General features: G+C 75.8%; 8 protein-coding genes and 2 pseudogenes. 5 read left to right on the top strand and 5 right to left on the bottom strand.

Translation table 11 applies throughout. The features are described from left to right. Window positions 1–482: SPW repeat protein (locus AB0I21_RS43210; protein WP_360569543.1), on the bottom strand; the 482-nt coding region annotated here is incomplete at its 3' end. A 273-nt stretch (window positions 483–755) separates the two neighbouring features. Between AB0I21_RS43210 and AB0I21_RS43205 the strand changes: the two genes are divergently transcribed. The 5 genes and pseudogenes from AB0I21_RS43205 (at window position 756) to AB0I21_RS43185 (ending at window position 8203) form a co-directional block, all read left to right on the top strand. Then, window positions 756–2666: a multicopper oxidase family protein gene (locus AB0I21_RS43205; RefSeq protein WP_360569541.1), complete on the top strand. Its 1911-nt coding sequence runs from the start codon at window positions 756–758 to the stop codon at window positions 2664–2666. Between the two features lie 371 nt (window positions 2667–3037). After that, window positions 3038–3088, top strand: a pseudogene (locus tag AB0I21_RS43200) (hypothetical protein); the annotation flags it as partial. A 29-nt stretch (window positions 3089–3117) separates the two neighbouring features. Then, a complete protein-coding gene (locus AB0I21_RS43195) occupies window positions 3118–3582 on the top strand; it encodes an RICIN domain-containing protein (protein ID WP_360569539.1) in 465 nt (154 codons plus the stop codon). A 173-nt stretch (window positions 3583–3755) separates the two neighbouring features. Then, window positions 3756–6968: an AAA family ATPase gene (locus AB0I21_RS43190; RefSeq protein ID WP_360569537.1), complete on the top strand. Its 3213-nt coding sequence runs from the start codon at window positions 3756–3758 to the stop codon at window positions 6966–6968. 92 nt (window positions 6969–7060) lie between these two features. After that, on the top strand, window positions 7061–8203 hold the full coding sequence (locus AB0I21_RS43185; protein ID WP_360569535.1) for a hypothetical protein: 1143 nt from the start codon (window positions 7061–7063) through the stop codon (window positions 8201–8203). On the opposite strand, the gene AB0I21_RS43180 is transcribed toward AB0I21_RS43185, so the two are convergent. The 4 genes and pseudogenes from AB0I21_RS43180 to AB0I21_RS43165 form a co-directional block, all read right to left on the bottom strand. Further along, window positions 8204–8824 carry a DUF3105 domain-containing protein gene (locus AB0I21_RS43180; RefSeq protein WP_360569533.1) on the bottom strand — a complete coding sequence of 207 codons (621 nt, stop codon included), beginning with the start codon at window positions 8822–8824 and terminating at the stop codon, window positions 8204–8206. After that, on the bottom strand, window positions 8814–10550 hold the full coding sequence (locus AB0I21_RS43175; protein ID WP_360569531.1) for an ABC transporter ATP-binding protein: 1737 nt from the start codon (window positions 10548–10550) through the stop codon (window positions 8814–8816). The genes AB0I21_RS43180 and AB0I21_RS43175 overlap by 11 nt, the downstream gene beginning before the upstream one ends. After that, window positions 10547–12247, bottom strand: coding sequence for an ABC transporter ATP-binding protein (locus AB0I21_RS43170; protein WP_360569529.1), 1701 nt, complete (start codon window positions 12245–12247; stop codon window positions 10547–10549). Before AB0I21_RS43170 ends, AB0I21_RS43175 begins: the two co-directional genes overlap by 4 nt. A gap of 31 nt (window positions 12248–12278) precedes the next feature. Beyond that, window positions 12279–12361: pseudogene (locus tag AB0I21_RS43165) on the bottom strand (amidinotransferase); the annotation flags it as partial.

Below are 12361 nucleotides of genomic sequence, written 5' to 3'. Positions count from 1 at the left end.
CGCTGACGCTCGGACCCCGTCGGTCTGCCGCCGCCCGTCCGGGCCCCGGTCCCGGTCCGGCCCGTCGTGAACAGGATCCCCACCGCCGCCAGGCCGAGTAGCAGCGTCAGCCCGCCGGTCACCACGTTGGTCCAGATGACGCCGGCGCTCCACTGCCGGGTCACGAACGGCGCGATGATGACCCAGACGCCGATCGCGGCCATCGCCCAGCTCAGCCGGTACATCCGCGCCGGCGCCCAGGTCAGGCCGAGCGCGATCACACTCACCATGACCCCCAGGATCAGGTTGTTGATCGTCACGCTGGGCGCGGACGTGTTGAAGTGCACGATCCACGGGGAGATCGCCAGCCACGCGCCCGCCAGCAGCACGAGGCCGTCGACGACGATCGCCTGGCCGCTGGCGGTGATTCGCTCATAGCGCTCACGCATCTCGGCGACGTCCGGATGTTCCGAGATCGTCCGGTAGCTCGATACCTCGGACATGACGCACCTCCAAAGCTCATCTGCGTCGTCCTTACAACTCAGCTACCCCTCCCGCCGCCGGAATGCACGTCGGCCCGCCCGTCAGCCGGGCGATAAACCGGGTGATTCCTGCACCCCGCGCCCTGTTGCCGCCGCACGTCGGCCGGCCACCTCGCACCCGGACATGAGTGTTCGGCGGAGGCCGATGCGTGAGGCCGGCTCCTCAGGATCGCGGGGTATGGTCCGCGGGACGCGGCACGGCTGTGCAAATTCGTGCCGGGTGGAGGGGGTCTGATGTTTCTGTGGGTGCATTACGCCGACATGGTGATCGCGTTGGTGCAGTTGCCGGTCGCGGTGGTGGCGTGGTGGGCCGCGACGGGGAGGCACTCTCGGACGTCGGCGGTGGCGTTCGCGGTGCTGCTCGGCGCGGCCGTGCTGCGGGTCGCGGCCGGGCTGGTGCTGCTGCGCTGGGGGTGGGAGTTCGCCGGGCCGCGGCTGGTGTGGGTGGTGCCGGCGCTGCTGGCGGCGGCGACGGCGCACCTCGTGTGGCTGCGCCCAACCGGGCGGCGGCCGGGTGGGGCGGGCGCGGTGGCCGGCACCGCGGGCATCGTGTCGGTGGCGGCGATGGCGCAGCTGGCCGGGGTGGGCGCCGCGGCGGTCACCGGCGTCGCGATCGTCGCGGCTTCGGCGATGGGCTACGCGTACCGGAGGCTGCCGCGCAGGCCGGAGCGGGCCGGGCGGTGGCGGGCAGCGGTGCGGGCGGCCGTCGGTGTCGTGGCGGTGGCCGCGGCGACGGTGGGCCTGTCCATGGCCAGCGCGCTGCCGGCGCGCAGCAGCATGAGCGGCGGCGCCGTGGACGACGGCGGCGGCGCCGTGGCGGGGCACCAGCACTCCGGCGGGATCAGTGTGACCGAGCTGACCGGCGCGGACGGTGGCGAAGCGGCGGTGCGCCGGTTCACGCTGACGGCGCAGGCGGCCACGGTACGGCTGGACTCCGGCGCACAGGTGGCGGCGTGGACGTTCAACGGCGTCGCGCCGGGGCCGCAGCTGGTGGTGCGGCAGGGCGACCTGGTGGAGGTGACGCTGGTCAACCGGCTGCCCGGGGCCGGGGTGACCGTGCACTGGCACGGCGTCGACGTGCCGAACGCCATGGACGGGGTGGCCGGGGTGACGCAGGACGCGGTCGCGCCGGGGGCCACCTTCGTCTACCGCTTCAGGGCATCGCGGGCCGGCACGTACTGGTACCACTCCCACGAGATGGCTTCCGTGCAGGTGCGGCGCGGCCTGTTCGGCGCCCTGGTCGTGCTGCCCCGGGACGTGCCGGCGCGGCAGGACGCGGTCGACGAGACGGTGCTGCGGCACACGTGGGGCGACGAGGACGGGGTGGCGACGCTCGGCCTGGCCGCCGGCGTGCAACGGCGGTCGGTGCCGGCCGGCCGGCCGGTGCGGCTGCGGCTCGTCAACTCCGACGGCAAGCCCGCCACGTTCACCGTGACCGGCGCACCGGTGCGCGTCGTGGCGATCGACGGCACCGACGTGCACGAGCCGGGTGTGCTGCCCGGGGCCCGGATCCTCGTCGGCGGCGGCGCCCGCTACGACGTGGAGTTCACGATGCCCGACGCCCCCGTGACGCTGCGCGCGGAAGGGCCGGGCATCGTCTACAGCCCGAGCGGCGACGCGGGCCCGGACCGTGCGGCGAAGGAGCCGGCGCTGCTGGACCCGGCCCGCTACGGCACCCCGGCCGCGACCCCGTTCGCCGCGGGCAGCCACTTCGACCGGCGGTTCGTCCTGCGCATCGACGAGCGGCTCGGCTTCTACGACGGCCGGCCGGCGGTGCGGTACACCCTGAACGACGCCTCGTTCCCGGACGTGCCGATGCTCATGGTCGCCGACGGCGACCTGGTCGAGGTGACCTACGTCAACCGCAGCGGCCAGCACCATCCGATGCACCTGCACGGCCACCACATGCTGGTGCTGTCCCGCGACGGCCGGGCCACCACCGGCAGCCCGTGGTGGGTGGACACCCTGGACGTCGGCCCGGGCGAGACCTTCCGGGTGGCGTTCCGCGCCGACAACCCCGGCCTGTGGATGGACCACTGCCACGACCTCGAACACGCCGCGAACGGCATGATCCTCCACCTCGGCTACACCGGCGTCACCAGCCCGTTCCTGACCGGCTCCGGCACCGCGAACCATCCCGAATGAGCCGGTCGGCGCCGCGTCATCCGCGCAGCGTCCGGCTGGGCGGTTCGCCGTAGGTGGCGTGGTAGTGCCGGCTGAAGCGGCTGCCGGTGAAGCCCCACCGGGCGGCGATCGCGGCGACGGTGGCTCCGGTGGTGGGGTTCCCGCCCACCGGCGGCTGGGACGTGACCAACGCCGTGCCGGTCACCGTCATGCTGCGCGAAGGCACCGGCAACCAGCAGTCGTTCGCCAACGCCACCGGCGGCGGCGCGGACATCGACACGGTCGTCGTCGGTGCGCCCGTCGCGCTCAACGCCGCCGCGCTCACCGGCGGCCCGGTGACCGGCCCCGGCGGCCTGTGCGTCGACGTCGCCGACCGGGCCAACGGCACCGCGGTGCAGCTGTACACGTGCAACGGCAACGGCGCACAGCTTTGGACCCAGCAGTCCAACGGCGCGGTCGAGGCGCTCGGCAAGTGCCTCGACGTCCCCGGCCGGACAGACCGGCAACAGCACCCGGGTCTGGCACCGCGCCCGGCGCCGCCGTGCAGGTGTGGGACTGCGCCGGCTCGCCGTGGACCAACCAGAAATGGTGGGCACGCGGCGACGGCTCGATCGTCGACCTCAGGTCGAACCTCTGCCTGGACACCCAGAACGGCGCCACCGCCAACGGCACCCGGCTGGTCGTCAACCCGTGCGACGGCCGGGCCTCCCAGCGCCGGAACGGCGCCGGCACGCCACCCGCCGGAGCCCTCGCGCGCACGACGTCGAGCACGGTGTCCGGGTCGAACGGGTGCCGGGAGGGGTCGACGTCCGCCCAGGTGAGGTTGTCGATCCGTGGCAGTGGGTCGTCACGCTCGATCGTCATCGCCGGCCATCATGCCACGGTGCCGACAGGGGCGGTGGCCCGCTTCACCGGCGCCGTCAGCACATTGTGGTAAAGCCGCGTGGTCGACGGCTGTCAATTCCCGTGCATTGCATGCCACACAGTCGGATATGCGTCCGGATTTCGGCAACCGGGCCCGGTACCGGCTGGTCAAAGATAGCGCGGGGGCAATGCGACGCCAATGGCGAAGCCGTGCACGCATTGACGCGCATGCATGAAAGGGGAGGCGTGGCCGAAACGACGACGGAGACGACCGGAGACCTCGATCCAGCCCGGATCGCCGCCGTGGACACCCTCGCAGGGCTGGCGCGCCTGCTGCGCGAGCTGCGCCGCCGGGAGGCGCGGCGCCAGGGTGAGCGCGAACTGACCTACCGGGAGCTGGCCGCCGCCACCGGCTGGTCCAGCTCGGTCATCGGGGCGTACCTCACGGGCGAGACGCTGCCGCCGACGAACCGGTTCGACGCGCTGATCCAGGCGCTCGGCGCCGGCCCGGCCGAGCAGCGACTGCTCGCCACGGCGCGGGACCGGGTCGAGGAGCGGCCTCGCGGCGGCGGGAAGGGCACCGTGCGCCTCGGCGGGCCCGCGCTCGTCGGGCGGTCCGCGGAGCTGGCGGTGCTGCGGGCGGCCGTCGACGCCACGGTGCGCGGGGGCGGCGGCGCGGTGTTCCTGGTCGGCGACGCGGGCATCGGCAAGACGCGGCTGGCCACCGAGGCCGCGCGGTGCGCGGAGGCCGCCGGCCTGCGGGTGCTCAAGGGACGGGCGGTCTCGCCGGCGATGCAGTTCCGGCCGCTGCGCGAGGCGGTGCTGCCGGTGCTGCGCCACGACGGGCCGCCGGACGATCCGATGCTGGTGCCCTACCACGCCGCGCTGTCCCGGCTCGTGCCCGAGTGGCGCACCGACCGGCCCGACGGCGCCGACGGCTCGCTCGTCGTCCTGGCCGAGGCGGTGCTGCGCCTGGCCGTGACGATCGGCCGGCCGCGCGGCTGCCTGTTGCTGCTGGAGGACCTGCACGAGGCCGACCCGGAGACCCTCGCCGTCGTGGACTACCTCGTCGACAACGTCGCGGCGGAGCACCTGCTGATCCTCGGAACCACCCGGCCCGCGCCGGGGAGCGCGGTCGAGCTGTTCCGGGCCGCGCGCCAGCGGCGGTCGGCGGACCTGGTCGCGCTCGGACGGCTCGACGAGGAGGCGGTCCGCCTGCTGGCCGGCGCCTGCCTCGACGCGCCGGACGAGGAGGTGCCGGCGGCGGTGCTCGCCCGGCTCGCGACGATCGCCGACGGCGTGCCGCTGCACGTCGAGGAGCTGCTGGCCGGCATGGTCGGCGACGGCGTGCTGGTGCACGACGACGGCGGCTGGACGCTGTCCGGCCCGGTCGACGCGACCCTGCCGGCCACACTCGCCACCACGCTCGCCGGCCGCGTCGAGCGGCTCAGCGGACCGGCACGCGCGATGCTGCACGCGGCCGCGCTGCTGGGCCGGCGGTTCCGCGCCGAGACCGCGGGCGCGATCGCCGACGTCGCGGGGCTCGCGCTGGTGGCCTGCCTGCGCGAGGCGGTCGGGGCGCAACTGCTGGTCCCTGACGAGGACGACCCCGCGCAGTACCACTTCCGCCACATGCTCACCGCCGAGGTGCTGCGCGCCCAGCTGCTGCCGGTCGAGCGCGCGCTGCTGTCGGGCCGCGCGGCCGCCGCGGTCGAGGCCGCCGCCCCCGACGGCTGGCCGCTGCTCGCCGCCGAACTGTGGTCGGCTGCCGGCGAGCCGCTCAAGGCGGCGACGCGGTTCGCCACCGCCGGCCGCCAGGCCACCGCCGAAGGCGCCCTGAGCACCGGCATCGCCCTGCTGGAACGGGCCCTGAGCCTGGCCGGCACCGGCGGGTCCGGGCCACGGCCGGAGATCGTCGTGGCGCTGGTCGACGGGTACGCCGACGCGGGGCGCATCGAGGACGCCCACGCCGTGGCCGCCCGGTTCAGCGGCCATGCCGAGATCCATCTGCGGCTGGCCCGGGTGGCCGCCGCCGCCGGTGACTGGCTGCCGGGCCTGGAGCAGGTGGCCGTGGTGCGTGACCTGCTCGGCCCGGACCCGGATCCGGCCGTCGCCGCCCGCGTCGACGAGGTGGAGGCGCGCCTGGCGTTCGGCAACCCGACCGCGGACCGGCGCGCCAGCGCACGGGAGCTCGCCCAGCGGGCGCTGGACGCGGCCGGCGCGACCGGGCAACCTGATGTGGCGGTGGGGGCGCTGGAAACGCTGGGCCGGTGCGCCCGGCTGCACGACATGGCCGAGGCGGACGAGCTGTACCGGCGCGGGCTCGCCCTCGCCGACGAGCACGGCCTGGCCGCGCGCAGGATCGGGCTGCTGTACAACATCGGCGCCCACGACGGCATCCGCGACGGCGACGTCGACCGGCTCGTGGAGGCGCTCGCCGTCGCGCGGGACGCGGGCGCGGTCGTCACCGCGCTCGACATCGAGATCGAACTGTGCATGGCGCGGATCTGCCGCGGCGAGTACGCGCAGGTGCAGGTGGCGGCCCGGCGCTGCGAGGAGACCGCGGCGCGGCTGCGGCTCACGCACTCGCGGCTGATCGCGCTCGGTGTGCGGATCATGGCGGCCGCGCACCGCGCGGAGCGGCGCGAGGTCGACACGCTGATGGCCCGCTTCCGCGACCTGGGCGGGGAGGAGGACGACTTCTCCGCCGCGGTCCACGGCGTCGGTCTCGCGTTCGGGCATCTGCTGTACGAGGAGCACGACCTCGCCCGCGACGAGCTGGCCCGGTCGGTGGCGCAGGAGTCGCACCAACCGACCTCCTACGTGTCCTTCATCAACGCCCCGCACCTGCTGCTGTCGGTCCGCGACGGCACGGCCGGCCGGGCCGAGTGCGCCGCCTTCGCCGCCTCACCGCAGGCCGAGGCCGGCTGGAACCGGCAGTTCCTGCACCTCGCCGAGGCCCTGGCGGCGGCCCGGGCCGGTGCGCCGGCGGAGGCGGCGGCGAGCATGGCCACGTTCCTGGCGTCCTCCGAGCGCTTCCCGATGGCGCGGTTCCTCGGGCTGCGCCTGGTCGCCGACGACGCGGTCGAGCGCGGCTGGGGCGAGCCGGTGGCGTGGCTGCGCACCGCCGAGGCGCACTTCCACGACTCCGCCCCGCACGTCGCCCGCGCCTGCCGGGACCTGCTGCGCCGGGCCGGCGCGCCGGTCCCTCAGCACCGGCAGGGCAGCGCGGTCCTGCCGCCGACCGCCCGCGAGCTCGGCATCACGGTGCGCGAGTTCGAGGTGCTGGCGCTCGTCGGCGAGCAGCTGAGCAACGCCGAGATCGGCCGGCGGCTGTTCCTGTCGCCGCGCACCGTCGAGAAGCACGTGGGAAACCTGCTGGCCAAGACCGGGCTGCCGGACCGGGGCCGGCTCGCCGGGTTCGCCGCCGAGGCGGAGACCGGCACAGAACATGGGTAGCCGCCCGCAAGAACCTACGGGCGTTCCCCGCCGCCGGGGGCCTGTCCGCCGTTCCACGATGGCTGCGTACCCGCACAACGAGAGGAATGCTCATGCAAGCCAAACGGTCGATGACCGTCGCGTTCACCGTCGCAGCCGCGCTGCTCGGCGCGCAGCCGGCGCACGCCGGCGCCGGGGTGAAGTGGTCCGCCGCGCCGGCGGTGCCGCTGCGCTTCGGTGTCACCGCCGCCGAGCTCAACGACGTGGCGGTGCTGTCGGCGAACGACGCCTGGGCGGTCGGGGAACAGGCGGACGGCCAGCGCCACCCGATCGCCGCGCACTGGAACGGCACTGGCTGGATGACCCCGAACCTGCCCGTCCCCACCGGCCCGCAGGGCCAGTACGGGCTGAGCACGGTCGACGCCACCGGCCCGAACGACGTGTGGGCGGCCGGCACCGACGCCTCCACCGCCCCAGTGTTCCTGCACGGCACCGCGACCGGCTGGCAGCGCGTGCCGTCGGCCGTGCCGGCCGGCACCGTCGAGGACCTCGACATGCTCTCCCCCTCCGACGGGTGGGCCGTCGGGAAGACCGCCCGGGGCACCGGGCAGCCGCTCGTGCTGCGCTGGCAGGGCGGCTCCTGGACGGCCGTGGCCGCGCCCGAGATCGACGGGAGCCTCACGGCGGTCCACGCGGTGACCGCCGACGACGTGTGGGCGGCCGGCCGCCAGACGGAGCCCGACGGCAGCACCTCCGGGCTGCTGCTGCACTGGGACGGCACCGCGTGGACGGTGGCGGGGCAGCTGCCTCCGCTGCCGGGCTCGGGCGACGTGGCGTTCGACGACGTGAGCGCCGCCGCGCACGGTGACGTCTGGGTGGTCGGCGCCCGCTGTACCGGGGAGGACGACTGCACGCCGCTCGCGCTGCACCTGGGTGCCGGCGGCTGGCAGGTGGTGCCGAGCGACGAGACCGCGACCCGGCTCACCGGCGTCGTCGCGTTCGCCGCCGACGACGTCTGGATGACCGGCTACGTCGCCGGCACGCTCGACGCCGAGTCCGTCCACGTCGAACACTGGGACGGTGTCCGCTTCACCACCGACCAGCAGGCCGGGCACGACCCGTCCGACCCGGCCGGCGGTCACGGACAGCCCGCGTCTGGGCTCACCGCGATCGCCGGCGACCCGGTGAACCGGGACCTGTTCGCCGTCGGCTGGACCCTCGAGGTGCACGTCACGCCGTACGCGATCCACCGCTGATCACGTCAGGGGAGCGCCCGTGCCGCCGTGGCACGGGCCTCCCCGCTCCGGCGTGAGCGGCCCCTCGCGGTACACGTCGAGGAACCGTTGCAGGCGATCGTCGGCGGCGGCGTCCAGGCGCATCTGCCGGCCCCACGACGTGGCCACGACCGGCGCCGGGAGCCCGGGATAGGGGCTCACGATGGTGTACGGGCGGCGCCCGAGCAGCCGCAGCGCCGCGACCTGGCCGGCGGGGAGGTCGGGCCGGTAGGTCACCCACACCGCGCCGTGCTCCAGCGAGTGGACCGCGTTCTCCGCTGGTACCGGCGCCGCGTAGACACCGCAGTTCAGCCACACCGGCGCGTGCGGCCCGCCGGCCGGTGGGGTCCGGTCGTACGGCACCGGATCGGTGGTGTGGAACCGGTCCTGGATCACGAGCCGCTCGACCCCAGGGATCCGCGGCTCCGGCTGCGGCCCGAACCGCCGGTACGCGACCACGTCGGCGGCGAGCACGAGCCCGGCGACGGCGACCGCGACGGCCGTGGCGGCGGCGATCGCGCCCCGGCGGGATCGCCGGGCCGGTTGCCCGGTCCACGGATCGACGTGCGCCCCGGACGGCGCGACGGTGGTGTCAGATGCCATCGGACGTTCCCTTCTCCGGCTCCCAGAGCCCGACGAGCTGGCGGTAGCGCGGGCTGCGGTCGACGAGCCGGTCGTGCGGCCCGGCGACGACCTTGCCGGCGTCGACGAGCAGCACCCAGTCGGCCCGGGTGGCGCTGCTGATGCGGTGCGCGATGACGATGAGCGTGCCGCCGCGGCGGCGCATCAGCAGCTCCGCGCGCAGCTCGGCGTCGGGGTCGAGGTGCGAGGTGGCCTCGTCGAGGACGACGACCGGGGCCGCCGCGAGGTAGGTGCGGGCCAGCGTCACCAGCTGCCGCTCCCCCGCCGACAGCCCGGCCCCGCCGGCGCTGAGGCGCTCGTCGAGGTCCAGCCGTCCGAGCCCGAACGCGTCGGCGGCGTCGCGCAGCACCTCGTCGGAGGCCGCCGGCGCGAGGTACGCGAGGTTCTCCCGGACGGTGCCGGCGAAGACGTACGGCTCCTGTGGCGCCAGCGCCAGCACGCCCGATCCCGGCGCCGGTGGCGCGCCGCCGACCAGGACCGTGCCACCGGCCGGCTCACGCACGCCGCAGAGCAGCGCGGCGAGCGTGGACTTCCCGGCGCCGCTGGGCCCGACGACCGCGACGTGCGCGCCGAACGGCACGGTGAACCCGGCCCCGTCGAGCACGGGCGCGGCGTCCTTCGAGTACGCGTAACCGACCGACTCGGCCACCACCACCGGCCGCGCCGGTGAGCCGGAAGGTCCGGGCGTCCGGACCGGCGGGCCGCCGGCGGTGACGGCGTCGCTCAGGCGGGTCATGAGGCCGAGGAGCTCGGCGAGCCACCCGGCGCCGCCGTAGACCAGGAAGCGCAGCGCTGGGCCGAGGGCGAACATCACGTAGTAGACGGCGGCGACGAGCTCTCCGGTGCCGAGGCGGCCGCGGCCGATGAGGACCGGGGCCAGGGCGAGGAGCAGGACCAGACCCAGGTCGACGCCGACACCGACGACACCGTCGTGCATCGCGTCGGCCCGGCCCAGCGCCCGCGCCGCCAGCCGGGCCCGCTCGACCCGCTCCAGCACGGGCCGGGCCGCCGCGTCCTGGGCGGCGAAGGCGGTGACGTCCCGCCGGGCGCCGAGCGTCCTCACCACGTGCTCGGCGAGGTCCTCCTCGGCGAGCAGGGAGCGGCGCTGGCGGCGCAGCACGGCCCGGACCAGCAGCCGGTAACCCGCCACGGAGGCGACCAGGCACGGCAGCTCCACGAGCAGGATCGCCGGATCCAGCACGGCGAGCCCGATGACGGCCCCGACCGCCACCGAGCCGGTGGCATGGGCGTTGCGCAGCACCGAGGCGACGAGCATGCGCGCCTGCTCGACCTCGTCGACCGCCTGCCGCACGGCCGCCCCCGGCACCGGCGCGTCCTGGCGCATGGCTCGATGCAGCCCCGCGGTGACCACGGCGGTGACGAGCTCGTCGCGCAGCGGCTCGACGACCCGCACCAGCGGCGGGAAGAGCAGCCGCCCGGCGACCGCGGCGACCAGCCGCACCTGCACGAGCACGGCGACCCAGAGCAGCCCGGTCCCGGCCCGATGGGCGAAGAACCCGTCGTCGAGCGCGTGCGCGACGGCGATTCCGGCGAGCGTCGTCGGCGCCGCCAGCACGACCACGAGCCCGCCGACCGCGAGCAACGGCCGCGGCCGTCGGCGCAGCACGCCCCACAACAGCCGCCACCCGTCCCGGACGGAACCACCGCCCACCGCACCGGGGGTCATGCCGCGCTCCCCTGGGTCACCGGGTCGTGCTCCACCGCGCCGAACAGCGCGCGGTATCCGGGCGAGGACCACAGCGCCCGGTGCGGGGCGTAGCCGCGGACGCGGCCGGCGTCGAGCCACAGCACGAGGTCGGCCGCGGCTGCCGTCGCCGCCCGATGGGTCACCACGAGCGTGGTGCGGCCGTGCCAGGCGTCCCGCACCGCGTGCGCGACCTCCGCGGCGGTGGCGGTGTCGAGGCTGCTGGTGGCGTCGTCGAGGACGAGGACCCGGGCGGGCTGGGCGAACGCGCGGGCCAGCCCGAGCCGCTGGCGTTCGCCGCCGGACAGCGGCGCGTCGCCCGGAGGGGTTTCGTAGCCGGCCGGCAGGCGCCGCACGAACGCGTCCGCGCGGGCCAGGCGGGCCGCCCGCACCACGTCGTCGTCGCGCAGGTCCGAACCGGCGGCGATGGCCGCGCCGAGCGTGGCGCCGAAGAGGTTCGGCTCCTCGAACGCGTAGGCCACCGCCGCCCGCACGTCGTCCGCCGGCATCGACCGCAGATCGTGACCGTCGAGCAGCACCCGCCCGGCGTCGGGGTCGGCGAGCCGCCCCACGAGCGCGACGAGCCGCGACTTGCCCGACCCGGACGGCCCGACGACGGCCACGTGCGCGCCCGCCGGGATCGTGCACGAGACGTCGCCGCCGCGGCCGTCGAGCCGCACCCGGTCGAACGTCAGCCGGCCCGGCCCGGACGGGAGGCGGACCGTGCCACCCGGGTCGGGGGGTGGGGCGGCGAGCAGCTCGGCCAGGCGGCGGGTCCCCGCGAGGGCGCGCACCCCGGCCGCGAGCGAGTCGACCTGCTCCAGCACCATGAGGGTGAGTTGGCTGTACAGCAGGACGGCCAGGACGGAGCCGGGGCCCAGCCGGCCCGCGACCGCACTGAGGCCGGCGACGGCGAGGACGACCGCGTTCAGCAGCGGGTCGAGCAGGCCCATGCGCCAGCCGACGTCGCGCTGGGCGCGCCAGGACAGGCGGCCCGCCGCGCGCAGGTCGGCGAGCGGGGCGAGGACGCGGCGCAGCTCCCGGTCGTGGGTGCCGAGGGCGGCAATGGTTCGGGCGCCGCGGTGGGCGTCGACGAGGAGGTCGGCGAGCGCACCGCGGGCGGCGCGGTAGCCGGCCTCGGGTTCGGCGCTGCCGCGCAGGAACGCCCGGACGACGAACCAGGACACGGCGAGCTCGGCGGCGACGACCACGGCGCTGCGCCAGTCGATGGTGCACAGCAGCACGAACGCGACGAGGCCACCCGCCGACGTCACGGCCGAGCTCAGGACGATGTTCGCGATCCGTGCCGGGGTCTCGGCGTCGGACGAGCAGCGGGCGAGTAGCTCACCGTCGGGGAAGCCGGCGTCGTACGGCGGTCGACGCAGCGCCGCGGTGAACGCCGCGCCGCGGTGGCGGGCGGTGGTGGCGCTGGCCCGGTCGGCCGACGCGCGGCTGGCCAGCGCCGATCCGGCCAGCGCCCCGGCGAGCACCAGCGCCAGGACGAGCACCGGCCGGGCCGCCGGGCCGCGGCCGGACATGCTGTCGATCACGGTGGCGAGGGCCATCGGGGCGGCGAGCCCGAAGCCGATCGACGCGGCGAGCCCGAGCAGGCCGACCGCGGTGCGGCCGGGGTGGTGGCGCAGCAGGTCCTGGGCGATGAGTCGGTACACATTCGGCACGGATGCTCCACAGTGGACGCAGGTGGCGGTAAGGCCGAAGCTCGGCGATGCAGCACTTCACGGAGCCGCCGCCCTTCTTGAGCTCGGTCAGCTCCACCGGTACAGGCAGGTAAC

It is taken from the genome of Dactylosporangium sp. NPDC050588 (genome assembly GCF_040654975.1).
Taxonomy (GTDB): domain Bacteria; phylum Actinomycetota; class Actinomycetes; order Mycobacteriales; family Micromonosporaceae; genus Dactylosporangium; species Dactylosporangium maewongense.
The sequence above is the reverse complement of the archived record's forward strand: the minus strand, read 5'-3'. Positions and strand labels throughout refer to the sequence as shown.

Excerpts from the sequence above, each read along its gene's own strand:
- AB0I21_RS43185 (WP_360569535.1), top strand. The coding sequence starts at position 7,061 with ATGCAAGCCAAACGGTCGATGACCGTCGCGTTCACCGTCGCAGCCGCG.
- AB0I21_RS43175 (WP_360569531.1), bottom strand. The coding sequence starts at position 10,550 with ATGACCCCCGGTGCGGTGGGCGGTGGTTCCGTCCGGGACGGGTGGCGG.
- AB0I21_RS43205 (WP_360569541.1), top strand. The coding sequence starts at position 756 with ATGTTTCTGTGGGTGCATTACGCCGACATGGTGATCGCGTTGGTGCAG.
- AB0I21_RS43180 (WP_360569533.1), bottom strand. The coding sequence starts at position 8,824 with ATGGCATCTGACACCACCGTCGCGCCGTCCGGGGCGCACGTCGATCCG.